25 protein-coding genes are annotated in these 25,282 nt (G+C 71.6%); 17 read left to right on the forward strand and 8 right to left on the reverse strand.

Annotation, left to right across the window (positions count from 1 at the left end; translation table 11 throughout):
- Nucleotides 1-54 precede the first annotated feature (54 nt).
- From CGL27_RS35850 to CGL27_RS35890, 9 genes are all read left to right on the forward strand, one after another.
- The gene (locus CGL27_RS35850; RefSeq protein WP_078644592.1) at nt 55-822 is read left to right on the forward strand and encodes a GntR family transcriptional regulator; all 768 of its coding nucleotides are present in this window, start codon (nt 55-57) and stop codon (nt 820-822) included.
- Between the two features lie 316 nt (nt 823-1,138).
- Complete coding sequence (locus tag CGL27_RS35855) at nt 1,139-2,128, forward strand: sugar ABC transporter substrate-binding protein (RefSeq protein ID WP_119991905.1); 990 nt, start codon at nt 1,139-1,141, stop codon at nt 2,126-2,128.
- Entirely contained in the window at nt 2,125-3,174 is a 1,050-nt protein-coding gene (locus tag CGL27_RS35860; RefSeq protein ID WP_119991906.1) for an ABC transporter permease, read from the forward strand. The genes CGL27_RS35855 and CGL27_RS35860 overlap by 4 nt, the downstream gene beginning before the upstream one ends.
- On the forward strand, nt 3,171-4,010 hold the full coding sequence (locus CGL27_RS35865) for an ATP-binding cassette domain-containing protein (protein ID WP_119991907.1): 840 nt from the start codon (nt 3,171-3,173) through the stop codon (nt 4,008-4,010). The genes CGL27_RS35860 and CGL27_RS35865 overlap by 4 nt, the downstream gene beginning before the upstream one ends.
- Nucleotides 4,011-4,236: 226 nt before the next feature.
- Nucleotides 4,237-5,391: an ROK family glucokinase gene (locus CGL27_RS35870; protein ID WP_078644599.1), complete on the forward strand. Its 1,155-nt coding sequence runs from the start codon at nt 4,237-4,239 to the stop codon at nt 5,389-5,391.
- Nucleotides 5,388-6,062 (forward strand): hypothetical protein, encoded by a 675-nt coding sequence (locus CGL27_RS35875; protein ID WP_240450746.1) that lies wholly within the window; start codon nt 5,388-5,390, stop codon nt 6,060-6,062. The genes CGL27_RS35870 and CGL27_RS35875 overlap by 4 nt, the downstream gene beginning before the upstream one ends.
- Before the next feature lie 65 nt (nt 6,063-6,127).
- Nucleotides 6,128-7,414: a 4-carboxymuconolactone decarboxylase gene (gene pcaC, locus CGL27_RS35880; protein ID WP_119991908.1), complete on the forward strand. Its 1,287-nt coding sequence runs from the start codon at nt 6,128-6,130 to the stop codon at nt 7,412-7,414.
- A 36-nt stretch (nt 7,415-7,450) separates the two neighbouring features.
- Complete coding sequence (locus CGL27_RS35885) at nt 7,451-8,098, forward strand: MBL fold metallo-hydrolase (protein WP_119994717.1); 648 nt, start codon at nt 7,451-7,453, stop codon at nt 8,096-8,098.
- Between the two features lie 76 nt (nt 8,099-8,174).
- Nucleotides 8,175-8,954: an exodeoxyribonuclease III gene (locus CGL27_RS35890; RefSeq protein WP_078644604.1), complete on the forward strand. Its 780-nt coding sequence runs from the start codon at nt 8,175-8,177 to the stop codon at nt 8,952-8,954.
- Nucleotides 8,955-9,037: 83 nt separating this feature from the next.
- Here the strand turns inward: CGL27_RS35890 and CGL27_RS35895 are convergent, their stop codons facing one another.
- Complete coding sequence (locus tag CGL27_RS35895) at nt 9,038-10,864, reverse strand: SGNH/GDSL hydrolase family protein (protein WP_119991909.1); 1,827 nt, start codon at nt 10,862-10,864, stop codon at nt 9,038-9,040.
- A 211-nt stretch (nt 10,865-11,075) separates the two neighbouring features.
- On the opposite strand from CGL27_RS35895, the gene CGL27_RS35900 reads away from it, so the two are divergent.
- The 5 genes from CGL27_RS35900 to CGL27_RS35920 all read left to right on the forward strand — a co-directional run bounded on the left by CGL27_RS35900 (nt 11,076) and on the right by CGL27_RS35920 (nt 14,894).
- Nucleotides 11,076-11,516, forward strand: a complete 441-nt coding sequence (locus tag CGL27_RS35900) for a DUF6278 family protein (protein ID WP_119991910.1) — start codon at nt 11,076-11,078, stop codon at nt 11,514-11,516.
- Between the two features lie 179 nt (nt 11,517-11,695).
- Nucleotides 11,696-12,442: an amino acid ABC transporter ATP-binding protein gene (locus tag CGL27_RS35905; RefSeq protein WP_119991911.1), complete on the forward strand. Its 747-nt coding sequence runs from the start codon at nt 11,696-11,698 to the stop codon at nt 12,440-12,442.
- A 73-nt stretch (nt 12,443-12,515) separates the two neighbouring features.
- Nucleotides 12,516-13,373 (forward strand): glutamate ABC transporter substrate-binding protein, encoded by an 858-nt coding sequence (locus tag CGL27_RS35910; protein ID WP_240451037.1) that lies wholly within the window; start codon nt 12,516-12,518, stop codon nt 13,371-13,373.
- 10 nt (nt 13,374-13,383) lie between these two features.
- The gene (locus CGL27_RS35915; RefSeq protein ID WP_119991912.1) at nt 13,384-14,028 is read left to right on the forward strand and encodes an amino acid ABC transporter permease; all 645 of its coding nucleotides are present in this window, start codon (nt 13,384-13,386) and stop codon (nt 14,026-14,028) included.
- Entirely contained in the window at nt 14,025-14,894 is an 870-nt protein-coding gene (locus CGL27_RS35920; protein WP_078640369.1) for an amino acid ABC transporter permease, read from the forward strand. The genes CGL27_RS35915 and CGL27_RS35920 overlap by 4 nt, the downstream gene beginning before the upstream one ends.
- A 22-nt stretch (nt 14,895-14,916) precedes the next feature.
- Here the strand turns inward: CGL27_RS35920 and CGL27_RS35925 are convergent, their stop codons facing one another.
- The 3 genes from CGL27_RS35925 to CGL27_RS35935 form a co-directional block, all read right to left on the reverse strand.
- Entirely contained in the window at nt 14,917-16,503 is a 1,587-nt protein-coding gene (locus CGL27_RS35925; protein ID WP_162953340.1) for an alpha/beta fold hydrolase, read from the reverse strand.
- A gap of 381 nt (nt 16,504-16,884) precedes the next feature.
- Nucleotides 16,885-17,193 carry a DUF6204 family protein gene (locus tag CGL27_RS35930; protein ID WP_119991914.1) on the reverse strand — a complete coding sequence of 103 codons (309 nt, stop codon included), beginning with the start codon at nt 17,191-17,193 and terminating at the stop codon, nt 16,885-16,887.
- Complete coding sequence (locus CGL27_RS35935) at nt 17,181-17,834, reverse strand: TetR family transcriptional regulator (protein ID WP_078640367.1); 654 nt, start codon at nt 17,832-17,834, stop codon at nt 17,181-17,183. Before CGL27_RS35935 ends, CGL27_RS35930 begins: the two co-directional genes overlap by 13 nt.
- A 91-nt stretch (nt 17,835-17,925) precedes the next feature.
- Between CGL27_RS35935 and CGL27_RS35940 the strand changes: the two genes are divergently transcribed.
- Both CGL27_RS35940 and CGL27_RS35945 read left to right on the forward strand, forming a co-directional pair.
- Complete coding sequence (locus tag CGL27_RS35940) at nt 17,926-18,705, forward strand: ABC transporter ATP-binding protein (protein WP_119991915.1); 780 nt, start codon at nt 17,926-17,928, stop codon at nt 18,703-18,705.
- Nucleotides 18,706-18,896: 191 nt separating this feature from the next.
- Nucleotides 18,897-19,649 (forward strand): ABC transporter permease, encoded by a 753-nt coding sequence (locus tag CGL27_RS35945; RefSeq protein WP_119991916.1) that lies wholly within the window; start codon nt 18,897-18,899, stop codon nt 19,647-19,649.
- A 60-nt stretch (nt 19,650-19,709) separates the two neighbouring features.
- On the opposite strand, the gene CGL27_RS35950 is transcribed toward CGL27_RS35945, so the two are convergent.
- Entirely contained in the window at nt 19,710-20,465 is a 756-nt protein-coding gene (locus CGL27_RS35950) for a hypothetical protein (RefSeq protein WP_119991917.1), read from the reverse strand.
- A 279-nt stretch (nt 20,466-20,744) separates the two neighbouring features.
- Between CGL27_RS35950 and ggt the strand changes: the two genes are divergently transcribed.
- Nucleotides 20,745-22,526, forward strand: coding sequence for a gamma-glutamyltransferase (gene ggt / locus CGL27_RS35955; protein ID WP_119994719.1), 1,782 nt, complete (start codon nt 20,745-20,747; stop codon nt 22,524-22,526).
- 67 nt (nt 22,527-22,593) lie between these two features.
- On the opposite strand, the gene CGL27_RS35960 is transcribed toward ggt, so the two are convergent.
- The 3 genes from CGL27_RS35960 to CGL27_RS35970 all read right to left on the reverse strand — a co-directional run bounded on the left by CGL27_RS35960 (nt 22,594) and on the right by CGL27_RS35970 (nt 25,219).
- On the reverse strand, nt 22,594-23,151 hold the full coding sequence (locus CGL27_RS35960) for an isochorismatase family protein (protein ID WP_119991918.1): 558 nt from the start codon (nt 23,149-23,151) through the stop codon (nt 22,594-22,596).
- Nucleotides 23,152-23,216: 65 nt separating this feature from the next.
- Nucleotides 23,217-24,689 carry an MFS transporter gene (locus CGL27_RS35965; RefSeq protein WP_119991919.1) on the reverse strand — a complete coding sequence of 491 codons (1,473 nt, stop codon included), beginning with the start codon at nt 24,687-24,689 and terminating at the stop codon, nt 23,217-23,219.
- The gene (locus CGL27_RS35970; protein WP_205587803.1) at nt 24,686-25,219 is read right to left on the reverse strand and encodes a MarR family transcriptional regulator; all 534 of its coding nucleotides are present in this window, start codon (nt 25,217-25,219) and stop codon (nt 24,686-24,688) included. The genes CGL27_RS35965 and CGL27_RS35970 overlap by 4 nt, the downstream gene beginning before the upstream one ends.
- Nucleotides 25,220-25,282 lie beyond the last annotated feature (63 nt).

Below are 25,282 nucleotides of genomic sequence, written 5' to 3' on the forward strand. Positions count from 1 at the left end.
AGAACTTCACGACTTCCCGTCATGTGCTCATCCGGATACCCTCGCCCCGTGGCTATGGAGGAAGAAGACTCTTCGGGCGGGGCTGAGGCGCTCCAGCTCAGCGTGGATCGCAGCAGTCCGGTCCCGCTGTATTTCCAGCTGTCCCAGCAGCTCGAGGCGGCGATCGAGCAGGGGCGGCTGGCGCCCGGCAGCCTGCTGGGCAATGAGATCGAGCTGGCCGGGCGGCTCGGGCTGTCCCGCCCCACCGTCCGGCAGGCCATTTCGTCGCTGGTCGACAAGGGGCTGCTGGTGCGCCGCCGGGGCGTGGGCACGCAGGTGGTGCACAGCCAGGTCAAGCGCCCGCTGGAGCTGAGCAGCCTCTACGACGACCTGGAAGCGGCCGGTCAGCGCCCTGCCACCCAGGTGCTGCTGAACACGACCGAGCTCGCGACCGCCGAGGTCGCTGCCGCGCTCGGCATCTCCGAGGGTGCCGAGGTGGTGCTGATCGAGCGGCTGCGGCTGGCGCACGGCGAGCCCATGGCCCATCTGCGCAACCACCTCCCCGTGGGCCTGCTCAAGCTGGACAGCGCCGAGCTGGAGGGCACCGGGCTCTACCGGCTGATGCGCGCGGCCGGGATCACCCTGCACAGCGCCCGCCAGGCGGTCGGCGCCCGCGCGGCCACCGCCGAGGAGGGGGAGCAGCTCGGGGAGCCGGAGGGGGCGCCGCTGCTGACCATGGAGCGCACGACCTTCGACGACACCGGCCGGGCCGTGGAATTCGGCTCGCACACCTACCGGGCCTCGCGCTACGCCTTCGAGTTCCAGCTCCTCGTACGCCCCTGAGCCCTTCGCTCCCGCCGTACCGGCCGCTGTTCTCGCCCAGGCGGGCCGCCGTTCCCGCCGTACCCCGCCGCTGTTCTTGACGTGTCCCGCGTCCCCCGCTACAAGTCCTCCAGCCGGACGGGCACCGGGCCCGCCACGGGTTTCACCGTACGCGGCGCCGCCGAGCACCCCGGAAGCCCCGGCCAGGGCCGGTAACGGATACTTGGCGGCGGCCGGGCCCGATCATGCCGGACCCGGCCGCGAAGGTGACAGCGGGACGAACACACAGTGAGAAGGGCGGGTCTTCGTGGCGAAGGTGCGGAGAGGGGCACGTGCGATGACCGCCGCCGTGCTGGCGGCGGTGCTGGGTACGGCGTTGGCGGGCTGCAGCAGTACGGGCGGCAAGCGTGCCGAGGAGCGGGCCGCGAGGGAGGCGGCCGCCGGGGGGCGGGCGGCGGTCAACACCCCGAAGTGGACCTTCGCGATGGTCACCCACTCCGGCGACGGCGACACCTTCTGGGACATCGTCCAGAGCGGCGCCAAGCAGGCCGCGGTCAAGGACAACATCCGGTTCCTCTACGCCCACAACGAGGAGGGCAAGGAGCAGTCCCAGCTGGTCCAGTCCTACATCGACCAGAAGGTCGACGGCCTGATCGTCACCCTCGCCAAGCCCGACGCCATGAAGGCCGTGGTGAAGAAGGCGCAGAAGGCCGGGATACCGGTGATCACCGTCAACTCCGGCTCCGAGGTGTCCAAGGCGTTCGGCGCGCTCACCCACGTCGGCCAGGACGAGACCATCGCGGGCGAGGCCGTCGGCGACGAGCTCAACAAGCGGGGCCGCAAGAAGGCCCTGTGCGTGCTCCACGAGCAGGGCAACGTCGGCCATGAGCAGCGCTGCGACGGCGCGGCCAAGACCTTCGACGGCAAGATGGAGAAGATCTACGTCGAGGGCACCAACATGCCCGATGTGCAGTCCTCGATCGAGGCCAAGCTCCAGTCGGACAAGGGCATCGACACCGTGCTCACCCTCGGCGCGCCCTTCGCGGACACCGCCGCCAAGGCCGCGGACCAGGCGGGCAGCAAGGCCGAGATCGACACCTTCGACCTCAACGCCAAGGTCGCCGCGGCGCTCCAGGACGGCACGCTCGGTTTCGCCGTGGACCAGCAGCCGTATCTCCAGGGCTATGAGGCCGTGGATCTGCTGTGGCTCAACCGCTACAACGCCGATGTGCTCGGCGGCGGCAATCCGGTGCTGACCGGACCGCAGATCATCACCAAGGACGACGCCGCCGAGCTCGCGTCGTACACGAAGCGGGGCACCCGATGAGCGCGGAGGCACCGCCCGTCGAAGAACTCGCGAGCCGGCAGCCGGTCCGTGGCTCGCTGCCGCGCCGGCTCGCGGGGCGGCCGGAGCTGGGCGCGGTCGTCGGCGCCGTCGCCGTCTTCGTCTTCTTCTCGATCGTCGCCGACGCCTTTCTCCAGTGGTCCAGCTTCAGCACCGTGCTGTACGCCTCCTCGACCATCGGGATCATGGCGGTGCCGGTCGCGCTGCTGATGATCGGCGGGGAGTTCGATCTGTCGACCGGCGTCCTGGTGACCAGCTCGGCGCTGATCTCGTCGATGTTCTCGTACCAGATGACGGCGAACGTATGGGTCGGTGCCGGGGTGTCCCTGCTGGCCACCCTCGCGATCGGCTTCTTCAACGGCTATCTGCTGGTCCGCACCAATCTGCCGAGCTTCATCATCACGCTCGGCACCTTCCTGATCCTCCAGGGCTGCAACCTCGGCTTCACCAAGCTGATCAGCGACACCGTCTCCACCAAGACCATCGCCGACATGGAGGGCTTCCCCTCCGCCCATAAGGTCTTCGCCTCGCATCTGACCATCGGGGACGTCGAGGTGCAGATCACCGTCCTGTGGTGGTTCGCCCTGATCGCGCTCGCCACCTGGATCCTGCTGCGCACCCGTGCCGGGAACTGGATCTTCGCGGTGGGCGGCGCCAAGGAGGCGGCCCGCGCGGTCGGCGTACCGGTGGAGCGCACCAAGATCGGCCTCTATCTGGGCGTCGCGCTGGCCGCCTGGATCTCCGGCCAGCATCTGCTGTTCAACTACGACGTCGTCCAGTCCGGCGAGGGCGTGGGCAATGAGCTGCTCTACATCATCGCCGCCGTCATCGGCGGCTGCCTGCTGACCGGCGGCTACGGTTCGGCGGTCGGCGCGGCCGTCGGCGCGTTCATCTTCGGCATGACCAACAAGGGCATCGTCTACGCGCAGTGGGGCGCCGACTGGTTCAAGTTCTTCCTCGGGGCGATGCTGCTGCTCGCCACGCTGCTCAACTGGTGGGTCCGCAAGCGGGCGGAGGAGAGCAAATGAGTACGTCCCAGACATCTCGGGCGTCCCGGACGCCTCTGGTCGCGCTCAGTGACATCAGTAAGTACTACGGCAACGTCCAGGCCCTGGACGGCGTCTCCCTCGAGGTGCACGCCGGGGAGATCACCTGCGTCCTCGGGGACAACGGCGCGGGCAAGTCCACCCTCATCAAGATCGTCGCGGGGCTGCACCAGCACGACGGCGGCACCTTCGCCATCGAGGGGGAGGAGACCCGGCTCGGCTCCCCGCGCGAGGCCCTCGACCGCGGGATCGCCACGGTCTACCAGGACCTCGCCGTGGTCCCGATGATGCCGGTGTGGCGGAACTTCTTCCTCGGCTCCGAGATCCACAAGGGCCGCGGACCGCTCCGGCGCCTGGACGTGGAGGCGATGCGCGCCACGACCCACCGTGAACTGCTGCGCATGGGCATCGATCTGCGCGACGTCGACCAGCCCATCGGCACCCTCTCCGGCGGTCAGCGCCAGTGCGTCGCCATCGCCCGCGCCGTCCACTTCGGCGCGAAGGTGCTCATCCTCGACGAGCCGACGGCGGCGCTGGGCGTCAAGCAGTCCGGGGTTGTGCTCAAGTACGTCGCGGCCGCCCGGGACGCGGGCCTCGGCGTGGTCCTCATCACCCACAACCCGCACCACGCCTATCTCGTCGGCGACCGCTTCGTGCTGCTCAAGCGAGGTGCCATGGCGGGCAGCCACGCCAAGGACGAGATCGCGCTGGAGGAGCTCACCCGGCAGATGGCGGGCGGCAGCGAGCTGGAACAGCTCAGCCATGAACTGGCCCGCACCCCCGCCCCCGATCTCTCGGAAGGGGTCGCGAAGGGCTGAGCGGCCGGGCCGACGGCCGTGTTCCGGCGCCTCCGCGGGCCGCGGGCCGTAGGCTCGCCATGCGGCGTGAGGCACGGGTGAGGCACAATCGCACGGCGGGCCCCACCCGCCACGACCGACGCACCCGAGGCCGCGCGGCCTCCCGATACCCCCGCAGGGACGACGAACTCTTGCGAGCACGTACCCGCAGCGACCGTACCCCCCACACCGGCGAGGGGGCCGGCCGATGAGCATCTACCGCGAACGAGTGCACCGGGGCTCGGCCCGGGCCACCGTATTGCGGACCGTCGGCACCCGTGAGCGCCGCTCGCATCTCAGCGCGCCCCGGGTGCCCACGGTCGGCATCGACATCGGCGGCACCAAGGTGATGGCAGGGGTGGTCGACGCCGACGGCACCATCCTCGAGAAGCTGCGCACCGAGACCCCGGACAAGTCCAAGAGCCCCAAGGTCGTCGAGGACACCATCACCGAACTGGTGCTGGACCTCTCCGACCGGCACGATGTGCACGCCGTGGGCATCGGCGCCGCGGGCTGGGTGGACGCCGACCGCAACCGGGTGCTCTTCGCCCCGCATCTGTCCTGGCGCAACGAACCGCTGCGCGACCGGCTCGCCGAGCGGCTCGACGTCCCGGTCATGGTCGACAACGACGCCAACGCCGCCGCGTGGGCGGAGTGGCGGTTCGGCGCCGGACGCGGCGAGGACCATCTCGTCATGATCACCCTCGGCACCGGAATCGGCGGCGCGATCCTGGAGGACGGCCAGGTCAAGCGCGGCAAGTACGGCGTCGCGGGGGAGTTCGGCCATATGCAGGTCGTCCCGGCCGGCCACCGCTGCCCCTGTGGCAACCGCGGCTGCTGGGAGCAGTACAGCTCCGGCAACGCCCTCGTCCGCGAGGCCCGCGAACTGGCCGCCGCCGAATCGCCGGTCGCGTACGGGATCACCGACCGGGTCGGCGGCAACATCCAGGAGATCACCGGACCGCTGATCACCGAGCTGGCCCGGCAGGGCGACGCCATGTGTATCGAACTGCTCCAGGACATCGGCCAGTGGCTCGGCGTCGGCATCGCCAATCTCGCCGCCGCCCTCGACCCCTCCTGCTTCGTCATCGGCGGAGGCGTCAGCGCCGCCGACGATCTGCTGATCGGCCCCGCCCGGGACGCCTTCCGGCGCACCCTCACCGGCCGCGGGTACCGGCCGGAGGCCCGGATCGTCAAGGCGCAGCTCGGCCCCGAGGCCGGGATGGTCGGCGCCGCCGACCTCGCCCGGCTGGTGGCCCGCCGCTTCCGCCGCGCCAACCGCCGCCGCGTCGAGCGGTACGAGCGCGCCGGGTCCTCCTCCCCGCTGCGGCTGGCGCCGCGGGGTCAGGCAGGCCGCGAATGACCGCCGCCGAGCAGCGCCCCGGCGCCCCGATGCCCCTCGCCGCCGACGGCAGGCACCCCGACGGGGCCACGCCCGGCGCGCCCACGCCTGGTGGGTCCACGTCCGGTGGGCCCACGCCTGGCGGGTCGATGTCCGGCGGGTCCACGCCCGGTGGCGGCCGCCCGTCCCGCCGCTGGCTCAAGGCCGTGATCGTCTCCCTGCTGATCGCGATCCCGGCGGGCTATCTGGTGATCTCCGCCATCCAGAGCCGCAACGGCGGTGAGGACAAGGCGGCGGCGGCGTCGGCCAAGGGCCTTGAGGCGGGCTATCCGACCCGGGTGCAGCGGCGCATATACGACGTGCCGGTGCCGCCCTACTCCAAGAAGGTCGCGTTCTACGAGACCAACTCCTGGAAGGTCAGCTCGCTGTACGTGCAGTTCGTCACGGATCGCGACGGACTCGACTCGTTCCTGCACCGGATCGGCACCGGCCGCTCCGCCCTGGACAAGGGCAAGGTGACCATCACCGGCGACCAGGCGAAGAAGGTCGGTTGGCAGGTCGGGGAGGCTGGTCACGACTGGGCCGGAATGGAGCTCAAGCAGAAGGATCCGCAACCCAAGTTGAGGATCACGGTCAAGTTCGACAATCCGGCGCATCCCAAGGTTTACGTGGTCTCCACGGTCACGCCGTAGGTCCTTCACATCCTGGGTGCATCACGCCCGAAACCCCCGCCACCTCTGTCGGATACCGTTTTCGGGTGAGCGAGACGAAGACACTTCAGTACCGGACCGATGGACCCGAGGACGGGCCCCTGCTCGTCCTCGGACCGTCGCTGGGCACCACCTGGCATATGTGGGACCGCCAGATACCCGAGCTCTCCCGCCACTGGCGCATCCTGCGCTTCGACCTCCCCGGCCACGGCGGCGCGCCCGCCCATCCGGCCCCCTCCGTGGCCGAGCTCGCCGCCCGGCTGCTGGCCACCCTCGACCAGCTCGAGGTCGAACGCTTCGGCTACGCGGGCTGTTCGATCGGCGGGGCCATCGGCGCCGAGCTCGCGCTCCGACATCCCCGGAGAGTGGGCTCACTCGCCCTCGTGTCCGCCTCCCCGCGCTTCGGCACCGCCGACTCCTTCCGGCAACGCGGCGTCGTGGTCCGCACCAACGGCCTCGACCCGATCGCCCGCGCCACCCCCGAGCGCTGGTTCACCCCCGCCTTCGCCGCCGCGCAGCCCGCCATCGTCGACTGGGCCGTCCAGATGGTCCGCACCACCGACCCCGGCTGCTACATCGCCGCCTGCGAGGCCCTCGCCGCCTTCGACATCCGCGCCGAGCTGGGCCGGATCGGCATCCCCACCCTGGTGGTGGCCGGCGCCGACGACCAGGTCACCCCGGCCGCCGATGCCCGCGTCCTGGTCGCCGGCATCGCCGACGCCCGGCTCGCGCTCGTCCCCGGCGCCTCCCATCTCACCCCCGTCGAACAGCCGATGGCCGTCACCGATCTGCTGGTGCGCCACTTCTCCAGCTCCTGGCAGTCCCCGGACCACCCGACCGGGATGACCGCGATCCCCGCGCCCCCGGTCAAGCCCGTGCTCTCCCCGGTACCGCCCGGCGCCGAGATCGTCAGTTACGGCCACAATGTGCCCGAGCCGCTGCTGGACGCCCACTCCGACGCGTACGACCAGGGCATCAAGGTGCGCCGCGAGGTGCTCGGCGACGCCCATGTGGACCGCGCGCAGTCCCTGACCGACGAGTTCACCGGAGACTTCCAGGACTTCATCACCCGCTACGCGTGGGGCGAGGTGTGGACCCGGCCCGGAATCGACCGGCGCACCCGCAGCGTGGTCACCCTCACCGCCCTCGCCGCCCGCGGCCACCTCGACGAACTCGCCTTCCACACCCGCGCCGCGCTGCGCAACGGGCTGACCCCCACCGAGATCAAGGAGGTGCTGCTGCACACCGGCGTCTACTGCGGGGTGCCGACCGCCAACTCCGCCTTCGCCGTGGCCCAGCGGATCATCCGCGAGGAGACAAGCCCGGAGGGCTAGTACGGTCACCGGGCCCGCGGGAGCACAATGATCTCCATGAAGCTCACCAAGAAGGGCCATGCCTGCGTCCGGATCGAGAAGGACGGGCAGGCGCTCGTCATCGACCCCGGGACCTTCAGCGAAGAGGACGCCGCGGTCGGCGCGGACGCGATCCTGGTCACCCACGAGCACTTCGACCACTTCAACGAGGAGCGGCTGCGCATGGCGCTCGACGCCAACCCCGCCGCCCACATCTGGACGCTCTCCAGCGTCTCCGGCCAGATCTCGGCGGCGTTCCCCGGGCGGGTGCACACCGTCGGGGAGGGCGACACCTTCACCGCCGCCGGATTCGACCTCGAGGTGCACGGCCAGCTCCACGCCGTCATCCACCCCGACATCCCGCGGATCACCAATGTGGGCTATCTCGTGGACGGCACGCTCTTCCACCCCGGCGACGCGCTCACCGTGCCCGCCGGACGGCAGGTGGACACGCTGATGCTGCCGGTGCACGCCCCCTGGAACAAGCTCGCCGAGGTCCTCGACTACGTCCGCGCGGTCGACCCGCACCGGGCCGTCGACATCCACGACGCCCTGCTGTCCGACCTCGCGCACATGGTCTACGGCCGCATGCTCGGCCCCGACGGACCGGGCACCGGCGGCGCCGAGCATCTGCGGCTGACACCGGGCGAGTCCCTCACCCTCTGAGGGCCGGGACCAGGCCAAGAGCGGCGCCCTGTGCGGGCCGGGCGGGCTGTCATAGCCGGGATGTAGGTTGTCCCCTATGCGCATCGCGACCTGGAACGTCAATTCGATCACCGCCCGGCTGCCCCGGCTGCTCGCCTGGCTGGAGAGCAGCGGCACGGACGTCCTGTGCGTCCAGGAGACCAAGTGCGCCGAGTCCGCCTTTCCGTACGAGCCGCTGCGCGAGCTCGGCTACGAGTCCGCGGTCAACGCCACCGGGCGGTGGAACGGAGTGGCGCTGGTCTCCAAGGCCGGTCTCACGGACGTCACCGTGGGCCTCCCCGGCGGCCCGGACTACGACGGCGGCCAGGAGCCGCGGGCGATAGGCGCCACCTGCGGCCCGGTCCGCCTCTGGTCGGTCTATGTGCCCAACGGCCGGGAGATCGGCCACCCCCACTACGACTACAAGCTGCGCTGGCTGGAGGCGCTGCGCACGGCCGTCGCCGGAGACGCGGCCGGTGAGCGCCCCTTCGCGGTCCTCGGCGACTTCAATGTGGCGCCGACCGACGAGGACGTCTGGGACCGCTCCGCCTTCGACGGGCTGACCCATGTGACCGACCTGGAGCGCGAGGCCCTGGCGGCGCTGCGCGAGGCGGGGCTGTCGGACGTGGTGCCCCGGCCGCTGAAGTACGACCGCCCGTTCACCTACTGGGACTACCGGGAGCTGGGCTTCCCCAAGAACCGCGGTATGCGGATCGACCTGGTCTACGGCAACGAGGTGTTCGCCAAGGCGGTCGGCGACGCGTATGTGGACCGCGAGGAGCGCAAGGGCAAGGGCGCCTCCGACCACGCCCCGGTCGTCGTCGACCTGGAGGTGTGACCCCGGGGTCGACCTGGAGGTGTGACCCCGGGGGCGTGCTCCACGGGGAGCCCCCATACGCGGGAGCCCCCCGAGGCGCCCCTTTACCCCACCAGCTTCCGCAGGTCGATCGACTCCGCCATCGCCCGCAACCCCGCGTCCCCCGGGTGCAGATGGTCCCCGCTGTCGTAGGCGGGCAGGATCCGCGCCGGATGCCCGGGGTCCCGCACCACCGCGTCGAAGTCCAGCACGGCGTCGAACGCCCCGCCGCTGTCCCGCAGAAAGGCGTTGACGGCCGAGCGCCGCGCCTCCGCGTCCGCCGTGCACAGCGACTCGCCCTCGCACGGGGCGATGGTCGCCCCGACCACCCGCAGCCCGCGCTCATGCATACGCGCCGCGAGCGACCGCAGCCCCGCGATCAGCTCCTCGGCCGAGCTGCCTCGGCGCAGATCGTTGATGCCCTGGAAGACGACGACCGTACGGGCCCCGGTCTGGGCGAGCACATCCCGCTCCAGCCGGTGCTGTGCGCTGACCCCGCCGGTGTCCGTGGAGACGCCCTCGCCCGGATAGCGGTCGGCGACCACGCGGTTGGCGGAGATGCCCGCGTTGAGCACGCCGTACGCCGGGATCTCGGACTGGCCGCGCAGCCGGCGCGAGAGCACATCGGGCCAGCGGCGGTTGGCGTCATTGGTGGACTTGGTGCCGTCGGTGATCGAGTCGCCGAGCGCCACCACCGAACCCGGCCCGCCCCGCACATCGACCCCGGTCAGAAACGGCCAGGTGGTGAGGGTGCCGGTATAGGACTCGGCGCCCGGCTCACCGGTCCGGTCACCGCTGCCCGCCGCGCTCAGATACGACCGCTGGGTCGCCTGGCTGTGCACCGGCACCGCCGCGACCGGACCCGGCAGATGGATGCTCACCAGCAGATTGGCGTCCGCCGGAACCGGGAAGTCCACCGGATCGCTGAACACCTGCGCGCCCGCGGGGACCGACGTCCCCGGCCGCCCGCCGAAGGTCAGCGGCACCGGTGCGCCCTGCGCCGCCGCGCCGCTCGCCTGGAGCGCGACCGTCGCATGGCCGATCTCCACGGGCGATGCGGCGAAGGTGTTCTCCAGCCGGACCCGGGCCCTCGGCCCGCCCGCGCTGGTGTGCACCACCAGCCGCAGCGTCTGATCGGTCCACGGCCCGACCTTGGTGTACCCGGCGGTGCTCGCCGCCCAGCTCCCGGTCCAGCCGTCCGCGGGCTGCCGCACCGCCGCGGCGAAGACATGGAGATCGGCCGCCGGGCCCGGATCCCTCGGCAGCACCACCGAGGCCACATCCCGGCCGCGCTCCAGCGGCACCGTCACCGCGTACAGCCGGGCCGTCTCCTGCCGCTGCCCGGCGGTGGTGTTGAGATGGGGGAGCCCGACGGCCTTGGTGGCGGCGGGGCCCGCCCGCCAGTCCGGCGCGCTCAGCGTGTACGGGCGGCTCGACCCGTCCCGGTAGCGCACCGTGCCGACACCACTCGCCCCGGCGCCGGGCCCGTCCGGTGAACTGCCCGCCACCAGGAAGGTCAACGCCTCGCCCCGCCCGCGCACCCGCACCGCCTGTCCATCGGCGATCACGTTGTCGGGCCGTGCCCCCGCGCTCCGCGGCCAGGCCAGCCTCGCCGAGTCCAGGGCGATGTCCCGCCCCGGGGTCCAGCCGGCGGCCCGCAGATCCTGTGCGGAGAGCGAGGCGCCCGCGCCGTCGAAGTCGGCGTCATCCGGCCGGGCGTCATCGCTGACCGCCCGGTTGTCGAAAAGCCGCTCCAAAGGGAGCGGCTTCTGGGTCGGCCGGGTCGGCTGGGTCGGCACGCTGGCCGGTGCGGCGGAGGAGGGCGCGAGGAGTGCGAGAGTGACACCTCCCGCGACGATCCCGGCGGCTGTCCAGGGTCTCGCGACGCGCATAAGTGTCCCCTCTCGCAACCAACCTGACCGGTGATTCGACAGGCGCGGGAAGAACGTAGAAAGGCGGGTGGGTGTCGTCAAGACAAGCAACGGGTCACGTCTCGCGCCGCGCCGCGCCGTGTCGCTTTCGCGCCGCCCAACAAGCATCGGGTCACAGCTCACACCGCGCGCCCTGTGGTGCGCCGGTGGCGCGGATGCCACGCTGAGTCGTATGAACATCTCCTTCTTGGGCAATTGGCGCAAGCGACGCGGCCCCGCCTCGGGCACGGCCCTGATGGGCGCCCAGGAGGAGGACCCCCAGGGCGTCGCCCAACTGCTCTCCGAATGCGAGCTGCTGCGCGCGCGGGCCGCGGCCGCGGGCATCGGACTTGACGACTCGACAGCCTCCCTGGAGGCGCTGGACCAGATGGCGCCGCGCTGGCGCGACGACCCGGACGAGCTCCCCTGGCTCGGCAACGACGCCGGTCTCTACCTCGGCACGGTCATCGTCCGCACCGTCCCCGGGGCCGTCTGGCAGGTGTGGCCCAACGGCCGGCCCGTCGTCATGCTGGCCTCGGGCCGGGAGGTCGACGTCGTGGAGGCCGGTCAGCAGTGGGCCGCCGACGGCGCCCCCGAACTGTGCCAGCGCTACGCCGAGGTCGCCGAGGCGTAGCGGGGTATCCAGCCCCTCCGGCGTTTGAGGAGCGGGGTCCGGGGCGGAGCCCCGGCGGCGGCCCCGTGAACCCTGTCGGGCGGTATCCGCCCATCGACGCGTGTCCGTACCCAAAGCTCCATAGTTGTCCGGGTAGCTTGCGCTGATCGGGACACAGCGGAAGGTGGGTGGGGCCGGGTATGGCCGTCGGTGAGCCGTTGATCGAGCTGCACGGCGTCAACAAGCACTTCGGCGCGCTGCACGTTCTGCGGGACATCGATCTCACCGTCGGGCGCGGCGAAGTGGTCGTGATCATCGGCCCCTCCGGCGGCGGCAAGTCCACCCTGATCCGGACCATCAACCGGCTGGAGACCGTCCAGTCCGGCTCCATCGTCGTCGACGGCCGGCCGCTGCCCGACGAGGGCAAGGAGCTGGCGCGGCTACGGGCCGAGGTCGGCATGGTCTTCCAGTCGTTCAACCTCTTCGCCCATCGGACCGTGGTGGCCAATGTGATGCTCGGTCAGACCAGGGTCCGCCGCCGCGGGAAGCAGGACGCCGAGCGGCGCGCCCTTGACCTGCTGGACCGGGTGGGACTCGCCGACCAGGCCGGGAAGTTCCCCGCCCAGCTCTCCGGCGGTCAGCAGCAGCGGGTGGCCATCGCCCGCGCACTGGCGATGGATCCGCAGGTGATGCTCTTCGACGAGCCGACCTCCGCCCTCGACCCGGAGATGATCAACGAGGTGCTGGAGGTGATGCGCCAGCTCGCCCACGAAGGGATGACGATGGTCGTCGTCACCCATGAGATGGGCTTCGCCCGCTCCGCCGCGAACCGGGTGGTCTTCATGGCCGACGGCCGGATCGTCGAGGACCGTTCGCCGGAGGAGTTCTTCAGGGCCCCGGAGAGCGAGCGGGCCAAGGACTTCCTGTCCAAGATCCTCAAGCACTGAGCCGGTGATGACGGACATGAGGCGTCTGTGCCGCGCGACCGCCGCCCTCGCCACGGCCCTGGCCCTGCTGCTCATGGTCGGCTGCGGCAAGGAGGGCAGTCCGCCCGCCAAGGGACCCCGGGCCGAGAAGCTGCCCACCTACAAGGTGGCGACCGGCTTCCGGCTGCCCTCCTCGCCCACCTGGCGCAGGGCCGAGCGGCGCGGCCATCTCACCGTCGGGGTCAAGGAGGACCAGCCCTATCTGGGCGAGCGGGACCCGGCCACCGGCCGCTACTCGGGTTTCGACATCGAGATCGCCCGCATGATGTCCGCCTCCCTCGGCTTCGCCCCGAAGACCATCCGGTTCCAGACCATCGCCTCCGCCAACCGCGAGACCGCGCTCCAGAGCGGCCAGATCGACTACTACGTCGGCACCTACACCATCAATCCGCTGCGCAAACGGCTGGTCGGCTTCGCCGGGCCGTACTTCATGGCCGGTCAGTCGCTGCTGGTGCGCACCGACGAGAACGACATCCACGGCCCCGCCGACCTCGCGGGCAAAACCGTCTGCTCGGTGGCCGGCTCGACCCCGCTGCAGCGCATCCAGACCGACTACCCCAAGGCCCACGCGGTCGCGTACGACACGTACTCGGTGTGCGTGGACAATCTGCTCAGCTTCCAGGTGGACGCGGTGACCACCGACAACACCATCCTGCTCGGCTACGCGGCCAAGGCCCCCGAGGAGCTGAAGGTGGTGGGCCGGCCCTTCTCCAAGGAGCCGTACGGCATCGGCGTGCCCAAGCGGGACAACGCGCTGCGCTTCGCGCTGGACGACGCGATCCAGGTCCATGAGCGAAACGGCGACTGGAAGAAGGCGTACGAGGCGACCCTCGGCCTCTCCGGTGTGCCCGCCCCCAAGCCGCCCCCCATCGACCGCTACCGCACCGGCTGAAGGCCCTCCCATGGACGTGCTCACCCAGAACTTCTCGCTCTACGGCAAGGGCTTCCTCGGTACCGTGGAGCTGACCGTCTACGCCTCGCTGCTCGCCCTCGCGCTCGGCATCCTGATGGCCGCCTTCCGGGTGGCGCCGGTCGCCTCGCTGCGCGCCTTCGGCACCGCCTGGGTGATGGTGCTCCGCAACACCCCGCTGACGCTGCTGTTCTTCGCGGTGATGCTGGGGCTGCCGCGCTTCGGGCTGGTGCTGCCGTTCACGGTCTTCGCGGTGATGGCGCTCGGCTGCTACACCTCGGCGTTCATCTGTGAGGCGGTCCGCGCGGGCATCAACACGGTGCCGGTGGGGCAGGGCGAGGCGGCCCGCAGCCTGGGCATGACGTTCGACCAGACGCTGAGCGCGGTGGTGCTGCCGCAGGCGTTCCGCTCGGTCATCCCGCCGATCGGGTCGACCCTGATCGCGCTTGCCAAGAACTCCGCCATCGCCGGGTCGTTCAGCGTCACCGAACTGCTCGGCACCTATAAACCCCTCAATGAGCGGGGGTACAGCATCATCTGGTCCTTCGTCTGGATCGCCGTCGGGTATCTGATCATCACCCTCGCCATCAGCGCGATCTTCGCCCTGCTGGAGCGGCGCTGGGGAGTGCAGCGATGACCGCCCCCTCGACCACCGCCCTCTACGACGTCCCCGGCCCCCACACCCGGCGCCGGCACCGGATCTACGCGCTGGCCGGGACGGCCGTGCTGCTGGTCCTGCTCGGCTGGGTCATCTATCTCCTCATCCACACCGGCCAGTTCGCCTACCGCAAGTGGATGCCGTTTGAGTACAAGGGCATCCAGGAACTGCTGTTGAACGGGCTCGCGGGCACCCTCAAGGCGTTCGGCATGGCCGCGGTCCTCTCGCTCGCCCTCGGCGGGGTGCTCGCCGCCGGGCGGCTCTCCGAGCATCGCCCGGTGCGCTGGGTGGCCACGCTGCTGGTGGAGTTCTTCCGGGCGATGCCCGTTCTGGTGATGATCTTCTTCGTCTTCGTGGCGCTGAAGGTCCAGCCGCTGCCCGCCCTCGTCACCGGGCTGACGCTGTACAACGGCTCGGTGCTGGCCGAGGTGTTCCGGGCCGGGGTGAACTCGGTGGACCGCGGCCAGCGCGAGGCGGCGTACTCGCTCGGGCTGCGGAAGACCCAGGTCATGACGTCCGTGCTGGTGCCGCAGGGGGTGCGGGCGATGCTGCCGGCCATCATCAGCCAATTGGTGGTGGCCCTGAAGGACACCTCGCTCGGCTTCCTCATCACCTATGAGGAGTTTCTGCACGCCGGAAAGCTGATCGCGTCCAATCTCGACTACGACCTGCCGTTCATCCCGGTGGTCATGGTGATCTCACCCATCTACATCGGGATGTGCATGCTGCTGTCGTGGTTCGCCAACTGGGTGGCCAAGCGGGAGCGGCGCAGTGTGAAGACCCGCCAGGTCGAGGTCGCCGCCGCCGAACCGGCCGCCCCGATGCCGGGGGACACCCGCGGCTGAGCCGGGGCGGCCGGAGGGTGCCTCAATCGCGGACCGGGACCGTGAGGTAGGACGGGTCGGCGGCCGGGGACGAGAACGTGAGATGGGCGCCGTCGGGGTTGTGCTCGATGTAGAGCGGATCGACGGTGTCGACGACCAGCGCCAGCCGGTGGCCCGCCGGGACGTCGTACGCCGTGGAGAACAGCTCCAGGTCCACTCCGAACGGCGTGCCCGGGGTGCGGTCGTGGAAGGTGACCGGGGCGTTGGTGATGAGCCTGCCGGCGCCCAGCGGGCCCACGTCGTAGAGATACGCGACCGCCGTACCGTCCGAGCGGTCGCTGGTCACGGTGGTGTGGAGCTTCACGGTGCCGCGGACGCGCTGCTCGCGCGCGGAGGCTCCGGTCTGCCAGACGGCCGCGTGGGACCGGGGCAGCAGCGGGATCGAGGCCAGCGGCGGGACCTTCAGGAACTGGTCGAGGGCGCCGCTCAGCAGCACCGTTCCGGCGTTGGCACCGGAGTCGTGGTTGGCGGTGATCTTCTCGGTGGTGGCGAGCGGGACGCGGCGCTGCCCGGAGGGGACGGCCGACCAGCTTGGGTAGCCCTCGTAGTCGTCGCCGCCCGCCGTACGGGACATCAGCTGCACCGGCGCTTGCGTGTCGATGCCGTTGCGCTCGCCCTTGAGGTAGCGGTCGAGCCATTGCCGGGCGTGGCTCCAGGTGGTGTTGGGCAGTCCGAGCAGCCCGGTGAGCTCGGCGGTGGCGTGGTCGCCGGGCCGCAGCTCCAGCCGTTTGGGGCCGGCCAGTTTCTCGAAGAAGTCGGCGTAGCTGTTGGGCGGGAAGATCGAGTCGCCCCAGGAGTTGCCCAGCATGATGGCCGCGCCGTTGGCGTTGATCCGGTCGAGCTGGGCGGCGGGGGACCGCTTCTTGCCCCAGGCGATCAGTTCCGGTTCCTTGGCGAGGTCGGAGGAGAAGAAGTCGTCGAGGATCTGCCGGAGTTCATCGCTGGGCCGGCCGGTCAGCTCCCCGGCCCCGGCGAGCAGCCCGGCGGCCTGGGCGTGCTGGGTGCGCCCGCTGTAGATCGAGCCGACCAGGTCCGCCCAGCCGCTCATGGCCACCACGGCCTTGATCCGCGGGTCGGCACCGGCCGCGAGCAGGCTGATCCCGGCGCCGTAGGAGAGCCCGGCCATGCCGATGTGGTCGGGGTCGGCGGGAGTGTGGGCGAGCGCCCAGTCGATGACCTTGGACGCGTCGGCGATATCGGGCGGCCCGGCCGTCTCGATCTTCCCGCCGGACTGCCAGAAGCCGCGGCTGTTGTAAGTGAGGACCACATACCCGGCTTCGGCGAGCTTCTTGGCCTGGGCGAGATATTCGACCTGGGGCAGGGACCAACTGGTGGGCAGGACGACGAGGGGCAGACGGCGGGAGGCGTCGGCGTCCGCGGGGGCCACGACGTTGGCGGCCAGCTTCACGCCGCCGTCGCCGGGGATGTCGACGAACCGTATGGAGACGCCCGAGGAGGCGGAGGCGGAGGCGGTCGTGGCGGTGGTCGGGGCCGGTGCCGCGGCCTGGACGGAGGGGGCGAGGCCGAAGGCCGCGCCGGCCAGGACGGTCACCGAGACGGCGGCGGCCATCGTGGGGGGCAGGGCTTTGCGGGCAGGGGTCACTGTGGCTCCTGGTGGGGGTGCCGTGGGGGCAGGGGAGCACCGGTGCTGGTGACCTGACGGTAACTCGGGGGTTTACCGGCGGTAATAGCGCGGTAAGTTACGCCTGGGTAACGATAGAGGCCGTGGTCGGCTGCCGGGGCCGGCCCGGCCCGGGGCGCTATCCGGGGGCCGGATCCGCGAGGGTCCGGCCCCGCCCGAGCGCGTCCGTACGCTGCTCAGTGCCGCCTGAGGCCGAGTTGGTCCCGCGCTGAGGCCGCCCGTGCCGAGTCCCGCTCGCCTTGTCCCGCACGGAATCCCGCCTGCCGCTGGATCGCGCCCCGTGCCGAGTCCCGCTCGCCCTACGGCAGTTCAGCTCCGCTTGCCCTTGCGGCGGATCTTGATGTCCCGCATGTCCGTCACCCCGACCCGCAGGATCCGATGGGGGTAGCCGTGCGCGGCCAGCGCCGCGATGGCCCGTTCGGTCGCCTCGGGTTCGCCGTCGTCCGGCTCCTCCGCCGGAACCTGGCAGCGGAAGGTGAACGCCGAAAGGCTCTGGTCGCAGGTGAAGGTGCCCGCCTCGGTGAAGCCCACCTGGAAGGAGCCGACCGCGGTGCGCAGCGCCTCGCGATCCTCCTCGCCCAGCTCCTCGAAGGCCCCGCGGATGGTCACTCGGAACACGGTCGCTCCTCCCGTACGGCGTAGCCGAGCATCGGCGCGCCGAGCATCTCCTCGATGGCGTCGAGGAGTTCCGTCACGGCCTTGGCGATGGCGTCGGGGCGCTCGCCCGCCGTGACGCGCCGGCCGATCTCGCCGAAGATGAGTGAGTGATAGCCGCTGATCTGGGCGGCCACCACGCGCGGCAGCGGATCCTCCGGCGCCGTACCGGTCTCCTCGGCGAGCACGGCGGCCAGTTCGTCGTTCATCCGGTGGCCGAGCTCCTCCAGCCGGGCGACAAGCGTGGGGGCGGCCCGCATCATCGCGAAGAACGGGCCGAAGCCCTCGGTCAGCCCCAGTGAGCGATCGCGGCGCTCCACCTCCTCGCGCAGCCGGTCCAGCACCGCCTGGGCGGCGGACCGGCCGGGCGGGCGCTCGCGCACGATGTCGGCGAGCCGCCGCGGGGACGCCTGGTCGGGCGGCAGGACCAGATCCTCCTTGGCCGGGAAGTAGTTGTAGACGGTGTTGACGGACACCTCCGCGGCCGCGGCGACCTCGGCGACCGTGACCCGGTCGAAGCCCCGCTCCAGGAACAGGCCGGTGGCCACGTCCGCGATCCGTCGGCGCGTACGGCGCTTGTGCCGTTCCCGCAGTCCTTCGCTCATGGCCGTCAGTGTATCCCGTTGCAAACTTGCATTCGCTTCTCATCTTTAAGTCGATTGCAAGTTTGGGGCGTGTTGTGCTCTGATCGTGGGCATGTCCTCATCCGTCATCCGCGTCCGCGGCCTCACCCGGACCTTCTCGCTGGGCAGCGGCCCCGTGCACGCCGTCCGCGGCATCGATCTGACCGTCGGCCGCGGCGAGATCCTCGGCTTCCTGGGCCCCAACGGAGCCGGTAAGACCACGACTCTGCGCATGCTCACCACCCTGCTGCCGCCCAGCGGAGGCGAGGCCGAGATCGCCGGGCGCGATCTGCTTCGCGATCCGGCGGGCGTGCGGCGGCGGATCGGCTATGTGGCCCAGTCGGGCGGCCTGGACCCCGCGTGTTCCGTACGCGAGGAGCTGGTCACCCAGGGCCGACTGCATCTGATGTCCCGGGGCGCGGCGGCCGGGCGGGCCGATGAACTCGCCGGTGAGCTCGGCCTGTCGGGGCTCATGGACCGCCCGACCGCCGCCCTGTCCGGCGGTCAGCGCCGCCGGGTGGAGATCGCGCTGGGCCTGGTCAACCGGCCCGAGGTGGTCTTCCTCGACGAGCCCACCACCGGTCTCGACCCCGGCAGCCGGGCCGAGCTGCGGGACCTGGTGCGGCGCGTCCGCGCCGAGCACGGCACCACGGTCTTCCTCACCACCCACTATCTGGACGAGGCCGATGCGCTCGCCGACCGGATCGTGGTCCTGGACGCCGGGCGGGTCGTCGCCGAGGGCACCTCCGCCGAGCTCAAGAGCCGCTATGCGGGCGATCCGGCCGCCAGTCTCCAGGACGCCTTCCTCGCCATCACCGGCCGGTCCACGGCCGAGCAACCCCTCGCCGTCTGAGGGGTGTTCGGCGGGTCCTGCCGCCTGCGGCGGGCTGTTCCCCTCCCCGCCCCTTCCCACAACTGGGGCTCCGCCCCCGACCCCAGGCCCCGGGGTTCAGGGGCGAAGACCCTGCCATGCGGCTCCGCCGCGTGGTCCGCCGGACACCCCGTAGTGCCGGCCACGACATCCGACGCACCCAAGGGCCCCTTATGACTCTTCTCGCCCATACCGGCATCGTCTTCGGCCGCTGTCTGGGCTCGACGCTTCGCTCGAAGACCAATCTCTTCTTCGGGATGCTGCAGCCGCTGCTCCTGCTCGCCCTCTTCGGCCCGCTGCTGACCGGACTCGACATGGGTGTCAGCGGATCGTCCTGGCAGACGCTGGTCCCCGGCGTACTCGTCCAGCTCGCCCTGCTCGGCGGGTCGTACGTCGGACTCGGACTGCTGATGGACCGCAACCTCGGCGTTCTGGACCGGATGCGGGTCACCCCGGTCAGCCCGCTCGCGCTGCTGCTCGGCCGCACCCTGCGCGATGTCGTCCAGCTCGTGGCCCAGTCGGTACTGCTGGTGCTGCTCGGTCTGGCCTTCGGGCTGCGTGCCCCGCTCCCCGGTGTGCTGATCGGCCTGCTGTTCGTGGCCGTGCTCGCGGCGGCGCTGTCCGCGCTCTCCTACGGGCTGGCCATGAACGTCCGTACGTCCCCGGAGTTCGCCGCCATCGCCAACACGGCGGCCATGCCGCTGATGCTGCTCTCCGGCCTGATGCTGCCGATGGCCCTGGCCCCCGGCTGGCTGGACGGCGTCTCGCGCGCCGTGCCGTTCCGCTATACGGTCGACGCGGTGCGCCAGGTGTTCCTGGGGCACTACGCCAACACCACGGTCGCCGTCGGGGCGGCCGTCACCCTGGCCCTGGCGGCGCTGTGTCTGATGGGCGGGGCGCGCCTGTTCGGCCGGGTCCGCGGCTGAGCCGGTCGTCCTTGGCCGACCCAGTCGCCCTTGGCTGGGCTCAGCCGTCCTTGGCTGGGCTCAGTCGTCCTTCGCGGCCGCCTTCGCGGCGGCGCGGGGGCCCGCCGGAGCGGTCGCCGCTTTGGTCACATCCGCGACCAGCTCCACCAGATCCGGGCCGTACGCCTGGGAGTTGACCACCTTCAGCAGCAGGCAGAAGGAGCCCTGCGCGCCGTACTTCCGGGCCAGCCGGGCGCGGTTGCGGACGAGATGGCGGACGGCGGCGCGATGGGTGACCGGACGCTGGCCTGCCGCCAGGAAGACCGGCCGGCTGTCGTCGCCCGCCGTCAGCCGGGCCAGCAGCACATACTCGACCGTGCCCGGCTCCGGGCGGTAGTGCGTACCGGCGATGGTGAACATCCCCCGGTCCGTGCCGGAGTCGTCCCCCGGGTGCACGGTGACGCCCGGCAGTAGATTGGTCATATGGGCGGCGAGCCTGCGGTGCGCGGTCGGATCGCCGACGCAGAACTCGGTGCGCGCGCCGAAGCCCTGCAGCCCCGTGTCATGCGGGGCGACCTCGGTATGCGCCCCGCAGTTCTCCACGATCGACGCGAGACCGAGCAGTGCGAGCGCGTCATGGCGGGGGATGCTCCAGTGGGCCGAGGTGCTGTCCCGGTGGGTGACCAGCACGCACTCCGAACCGTCCGGCAGACCGAAGAAGCGCTGCTCGCGGGCGCGCTTGCGGCGCCCGAACGCCGAGTGCACGGCCCAGCCGGCAGCCAGGCCCACGATCAGGGCCGCCGCGGAGGCGATCAGGTCCTGCAGGGTGTCTGTCATGGCCGCGCATCGTAGCGGCCGATCGGGTACGCGTTCGAGCGTACGGGTGAACGAAGGCGGGAACGGACACATGTACGAATGGCGGGACGGATCGGCGATCCACTACCCCTGTCGTGGGCATGAGGCTCGCGGGTAGGCTCCGCTCCCTGTCGTTTCGCTTGGAGGTCACGGATGGGGCACGCCGCACGACCAGCCGCATCGTCAACCACGTCCACCACTCGCGCCTCCGCCGCGGCGGCCGTCCGGCGCCGACTGCCCGCGCTGGCGGCCGCGGCCGGAATGGTCGCGGTGCTGGGCGTCGTCCCGGCCGGTGCCGCCGGGCAGGAGCAGGACGACACCGCGAAGCCCGCTCCCGCCAAGACGCCCGTGGCCGTCGGCTACGGCGGCGCGGTCTCCAGCGTGGACGCCGACGCCTCGGCGGCCGGGATCGACGTGCTGCGGCACGGGGGCAACGCGGTGGACGCGGCGGTCGCGACCGCCGCCGCGCTCGGGGTCACCGAGCCGTACTCGGCGGGTGTCGGCGGCGGTGGTTACTTCGTCTACTACAACGCCAAGCGGCACAAGGTCTCCACGCTCGACGGCCGCGAGACCGCGCCCCGCAGCGCGGACCAGAAGCTCTTCCTCGGCAAGGACGGCAAACCGCTGCCGTTCGCCGACGCCGTCACCAGCGGGCTGAGCGTCGGCACCCCCGGCACCCCCGCCACCTGGAACGACGCCCTGAAGGACTGGGGCACCCGCTTGCTGGGGCAGGTGCTCAGGCCGGCCGAGCGGCTGGCCCGCGACGGGTTCACCGTCGACAGCACCTTCCGGCAGCAGACCGCCGACAACCAGGCCCGCTTCAAGGACTTCCCGGCCACCGCCAAGCTCTTCCTGCCCGGCGGCGAGCTCCCGGCGGTTGGCTCGACCTTCCGCAACCCCGACCTCGCCCGTACGTACGCGCTGCTGGCCAAGAAGGGCGTCGGCGCCGTCTACAAGGGCGAGCTGGGCCGCGACATCGTCGACACCGTGCGCAAGCCGCCCGTCGACCCCAAGGCGCAGCGCGTCGTGCGCGCGGGCGATCTGACGGCCGAGGACCTGCGGGCCTACGGAACGAAGCGGCAGGCCCCGACCCGGACCGCCTACCGCGGTCTGGACGTGTACGGCATGGCGCCCTCGTCCTCCGGCGGGACCAGCGTCGCCGAGGCGCTCAACATCCTGGAGAAGACCGACCTCTCCAAGCTCAGCGACCTCGAGTATCTGCACCGCTATATCGAGGCCAGCCGGATCGCCTTCGCCGACCGGGGCCGCTGGGTCGGCGACCCCGCCGCCGAGGACGTCCCCACCAAGGGGCTCACCTCGCAGCGGTTCGCCGACTCCCGGGCCTGCCTGATCAAGGACGACGCGGTGCTCAAGAGCCCCGTACCGCCCGGCGACCCGAACAGCCCGTCCGCGCCCGGCTCCTGCGACACCCGCGGCCACGCCGCCCCGACCACGTACGAGGGCGAGAACACCACGCATCTCACGGTCGCCGACAAGTGGGGCAATGTCGTGGCCTACACCCTCACCATCGAGCAGACCGGCGGCAGCGGGATCACCGTCCCCGGCCGTGGCTTCCTGCTCAACAACGAGCTGACCGACTTCTCCTTCGCGCCCGCCGACCCCGCCGTCCACGACCCGAACCTGCCGGGCCCGGGGAAGCGGCCGCGCTCGTCCATGTCGCCGACGATCGTGCTGGACGGCCACAAGCCGGTGCTGGCGCTGGGCTCCCCGGGCGGGGCGACCATCATCACCACCGTGCTGCAGACCCTGCTGAACCATCTCGACCGGGGCATGCCGCTGGTGGACGCGATCGCCGCACCGCGCGCCAGCCAGCGCAACGCGGCCCAGACGGAGCTGGAACCGGGGCTGTGGAACGGCCCGGAGCGCGCCAAGCTGGAGGCGCTCGGCCACTCCTTCAAGCAGAACCCCGAGATCGGGGCGGCGACCGGTGTGCAGCGGCTGTCCGGCGGACGGTGGCTGGCGGCGGCCGAGACGGAACGGCGGGGCGGCGGTTCGGCGATGGTGGTCAGCCCGAAGCGCTGATCTGACGCGGCGGGTCGGCGGGCTCTGGTGCGATCCAGGAGCCCGCCGACCCAAGCTCCGCGGCTTCTCAGCCCAGCAGGCCGATGATCGCGTCGGTGGAGTCGGTCTCCCCGAGCCGGGGGAAGATCTTCTCGACGCTGTTGCGGTGCGCCTCGGCGTCCATGTCGGTCATGGCGTCGGTCGCCAGAGTCACGTGGTACCCGTGCGCGTACGCGCCACGGGCCGTGGACTCCACGCCGATGCTGGTGGCGACGCCGCCGAGCACCACCTGGGTCACCCCGCGGCGGCGGAGCTGGAGGTCGAGGTCGGTGCCGTGGAAGGCGCCCCAGGTGTGCTTGGTGACCACGACGTCGCCGTCCTCGTGGCCGAGTTCCGGCACGAGGTCGGCGAAGTCGGCCGGGAACTGCCCGCCTCCGCCGCCCCCCTGCGCCTCGGTGCGGCCCGGCGCCCCGGCCACGACCCGGACGAGGACGACCGGCAGTCCGCGCTTGCGGAACGCGGCGGCCAGCCGGGCGCCGCGCTCGATGACCTCGGCGGTGGGATGGACGGTGGGGAGTCCGGTGATGCCCTTCTGGAGGTCGACGAGGACCAGGGCGGTGTTCGGGTCGAGCGTGGTGGCGGGCATGGTGCCTCCGGGGGTGGGTCTGTGGGTCTGTGGGTCTGTGGGCGTATGAGGGAAGGGGGTGGTGGTCAGGTGCGGGTACGGGCGCGGGTGCGCAGGGCCCGGTCGGTGGCGGTCAGCAGCAGCACCGCGAGGCTGAGCGCACCCGCCACCATGGCGATGCCGTGCAGCCCGGCGGCGGTCGCCCGCTGTCCGTAGAAGAGCCCGATCAGCCCGGCGGCGGTGATCGCGGCGAGGTACTGCGAGGTGCGCTGCAGCCCGGCCGCCGCGCCGACGCTCTCGCGCGGGGCCTGGGTGTAGACGGCGGCCTGGTTGCCGGTCGAGGACAGCCCCTGAGGCAGCCCGAAGAGGACCGCGGCCAGCAGCAGCGCGAGAAGCGGGGTGGACTCGTCGGCGAGCAGCAGCACCCCGCTCCCCGCGGCGAGCAGGACGGCCGCGAGGACGAGCGGTGCGTAGATGCCCTTCGTACGGGCCCCGAGCAGTGAGCACACGGCGGCCGCGCCCGACATGGGCAGCATGATCAGTCCGGCCCGGGAGGCGGAGTAGCCGTGCCCCTCCTCCAGCCACTGCGCGTATCCGTACATGACCATGTAGATGACCAGGTACGCCGTGCCGTGGCGGAGGTAGGTGAGGGCGAGGGAGCGGTTGCGGCCGATCATCCGCAGATCGATGAAGGGGCGGGGGCGGCGCAACTGCCACCAGGTGAGGGCCGCCGCGAGGACCAGGACGACGGGCAGCAGTGCCCAGTTGGGCCGCCCCAGGTCCATCAGGAAGATCATGAGGGTGGTGAGGGTGCCGGTGAACAGCGCGATCCCCAGCGGATCGAAGGCCGCGCCCGCCGTCCGCGCCCCGGCGTCCTCGCCGTCCGCGCCCGCCATACGGGTCCTGGGGAGCCAGAGCAGCGCGAGGGCGATGCCGATGAGGGCCAGCGGCACATTGACCGCGAAGATCGCCCGCCACCCGGCCGTCGCGGTGAGCACCCCGCCCAGCACCGGCCCGACCGCCGCGCTGCCGAGCGCGGCGAGCGAGAGCCGGCCGAGCACGGGGCGCGGTGTCTCGCGTCCGGTGGCGACGGACTGGGCGCGCAGCAGCGCCATCGCCGCGGGGTACGCCGCGGATGTACCGATGCCGAGCAGCACCCGCGAGGCGATCAGCCAGCCGAACGCGGGCGCGAGCGCGCCCACGAGCCCGGCGGCGCACACCACGAGCAGCCCGCAGAGGAAGATCCGGCGCGGCCCGAACAGATCGGCGAGCCGGCCCATCGCGGGCTGCGCCACGGCGCTGGCGAGGTAGAGGGAGGCGACCAGCCAGGCGGTCCGGGCGGCGCCGACGCCGAAGTCATGGCCGATGGCCACCAGTCCGGTGGCGATCATCGTGGAGTTGACGGGGTTGAGGACCGAGCCGATGAGTAGCGGGGCCATCAGCCGGGGGCCGAAGGGGTCGGTGGCGTCGGCGGGGTTGCCCGGGACCGGGTTCGCGGCCCCCGTGGCCCCCGTCCCGGTCGCCGGGGGTACGGCGGGCTTGCCCGCGGTGCCGGTCATTCCTGGACCAGCCGCTTGAGGAGATCGGTGGCCTCGGCGAGGGTGCGGCGCTCATCGGCGTCGAGACGGGTGTCGATCGCGTCGAGCAGCCAGCTCTGCTTGGCCTGCCGTACGGAGGTGATCGCTCCCCGCCCCCGCTCGGTGATCGAGAAGACCACCTGCCGTCCGTCGGTGGGATGCGGGGCCCGCTCCACCAGGGTCTGCTCCTCCAGCGCGGCAAGGATCATGCGCATCGACTGCGGCCGGACCAGCTCGGCGCGGGCCAGCGCGGCGGTGGTGGTCGGCCCCTCGGTGTAGAGCCGGCTGATCACCGCGCGCTGGGAGGGGGTGAGCGCCCCCTGCGAGGAGGCCGCCCGCATACGGCGCATCAGCTGACTGACGACCGCGGCGAGGTCGACGGCGATGCGCTCTTCGGCCTGCGGGCCGGTCTCTGGCCGGGGCTCGGTCTCTGACCGGGGCTCGCTCTCTGGCTGGTGGGCGAGCTCTGACCGAAGGGCGGGCTCGGTGGGCGGGTGATCAGACGTGGCCATGCCCTCAGCCTAGGAGTTCGACAGACAAACTTGCAAGTTTGCCTGTCGTGTGCGGAGCAGGAA

Origin of the sequence: Streptomyces sp. 11-1-2 (genome assembly GCF_003595545.1) — a bacterium.
Lineage (GTDB): Bacteria > Actinomycetota > Actinomycetes > Streptomycetales > Streptomycetaceae > Streptomyces > Streptomyces hygroscopicus_B.

Bases quoted from the DNA above. Each gene is read 5' to 3' on its own strand.
- CGL27_RS35850 (WP_078644592.1), top strand. From the start codon at position 55: ATGGAGGAAGAAGACTCTTCGGGCGGGGCTGAGGCGCTCCAGCTCAGC.
- CGL27_RS35855 (WP_119991905.1), top strand. From the start codon at position 1,139: ATGACCGCCGCCGTGCTGGCGGCGGTGCTGGGTACGGCGTTGGCGGGC.
- CGL27_RS35860 (WP_119991906.1), top strand. From the start codon at position 2,125: ATGAGCGCGGAGGCACCGCCCGTCGAAGAACTCGCGAGCCGGCAGCCG.
- CGL27_RS35865 (WP_119991907.1), top strand. From the start codon at position 3,171: ATGAGTACGTCCCAGACATCTCGGGCGTCCCGGACGCCTCTGGTCGCG.
- CGL27_RS35870 (WP_078644599.1), top strand. From the start codon at position 4,237: ATGAGCATCTACCGCGAACGAGTGCACCGGGGCTCGGCCCGGGCCACC.
- CGL27_RS35875 (WP_240450746.1), top strand. From the start codon at position 5,388: ATGACCGCCGCCGAGCAGCGCCCCGGCGCCCCGATGCCCCTCGCCGCC.
- CGL27_RS35885 (WP_119994717.1), top strand. From the start codon at position 7,451: ATGAAGCTCACCAAGAAGGGCCATGCCTGCGTCCGGATCGAGAAGGAC.
- CGL27_RS35890 (WP_078644604.1), top strand. From the start codon at position 8,175: ATGCGCATCGCGACCTGGAACGTCAATTCGATCACCGCCCGGCTGCCC.
- CGL27_RS35895 (WP_119991909.1), bottom strand. From the start codon at position 10,864: ATGCGCGTCGCGAGACCCTGGACAGCCGCCGGGATCGTCGCGGGAGGT.
- CGL27_RS35900 (WP_119991910.1), top strand. From the start codon at position 11,076: ATGAACATCTCCTTCTTGGGCAATTGGCGCAAGCGACGCGGCCCCGCC.
- CGL27_RS35905 (WP_119991911.1), top strand. From the start codon at position 11,696: ATGGCCGTCGGTGAGCCGTTGATCGAGCTGCACGGCGTCAACAAGCAC.
- CGL27_RS35910 (WP_240451037.1), top strand. From the start codon at position 12,516: ATGGTCGGCTGCGGCAAGGAGGGCAGTCCGCCCGCCAAGGGACCCCGG.
- CGL27_RS35915 (WP_119991912.1), top strand. From the start codon at position 13,384: ATGGACGTGCTCACCCAGAACTTCTCGCTCTACGGCAAGGGCTTCCTC.
- CGL27_RS35920 (WP_078640369.1), top strand. From the start codon at position 14,025: ATGACCGCCCCCTCGACCACCGCCCTCTACGACGTCCCCGGCCCCCAC.
- CGL27_RS35925 (WP_162953340.1), bottom strand. From the start codon at position 16,503: ATGGCCGCCGCCGTCTCGGTGACCGTCCTGGCCGGCGCGGCCTTCGGC.
- CGL27_RS35935 (WP_078640367.1), bottom strand. From the start codon at position 17,834: ATGAGCGAAGGACTGCGGGAACGGCACAAGCGCCGTACGCGCCGACGG.
- CGL27_RS35940 (WP_119991915.1), top strand. From the start codon at position 17,926: ATGTCCTCATCCGTCATCCGCGTCCGCGGCCTCACCCGGACCTTCTCG.
- CGL27_RS35945 (WP_119991916.1), top strand. From the start codon at position 18,897: ATGACTCTTCTCGCCCATACCGGCATCGTCTTCGGCCGCTGTCTGGGC.
- CGL27_RS35950 (WP_119991917.1), bottom strand. From the start codon at position 20,465: ATGACAGACACCCTGCAGGACCTGATCGCCTCCGCGGCGGCCCTGATC.
- ggt (WP_119994719.1), top strand. From the start codon at position 20,745: ATGGTCGCGGTGCTGGGCGTCGTCCCGGCCGGTGCCGCCGGGCAGGAG.
- CGL27_RS35960 (WP_119991918.1), bottom strand. From the start codon at position 23,151: ATGCCCGCCACCACGCTCGACCCGAACACCGCCCTGGTCCTCGTCGAC.
- CGL27_RS35965 (WP_119991919.1), bottom strand. From the start codon at position 24,689: ATGACCGGCACCGCGGGCAAGCCCGCCGTACCCCCGGCGACCGGGACG.
- CGL27_RS35970 (WP_205587803.1), bottom strand. From the start codon at position 25,219: ATGGCCACGTCTGATCACCCGCCCACCGAGCCCGCCCTTCGGTCAGAG.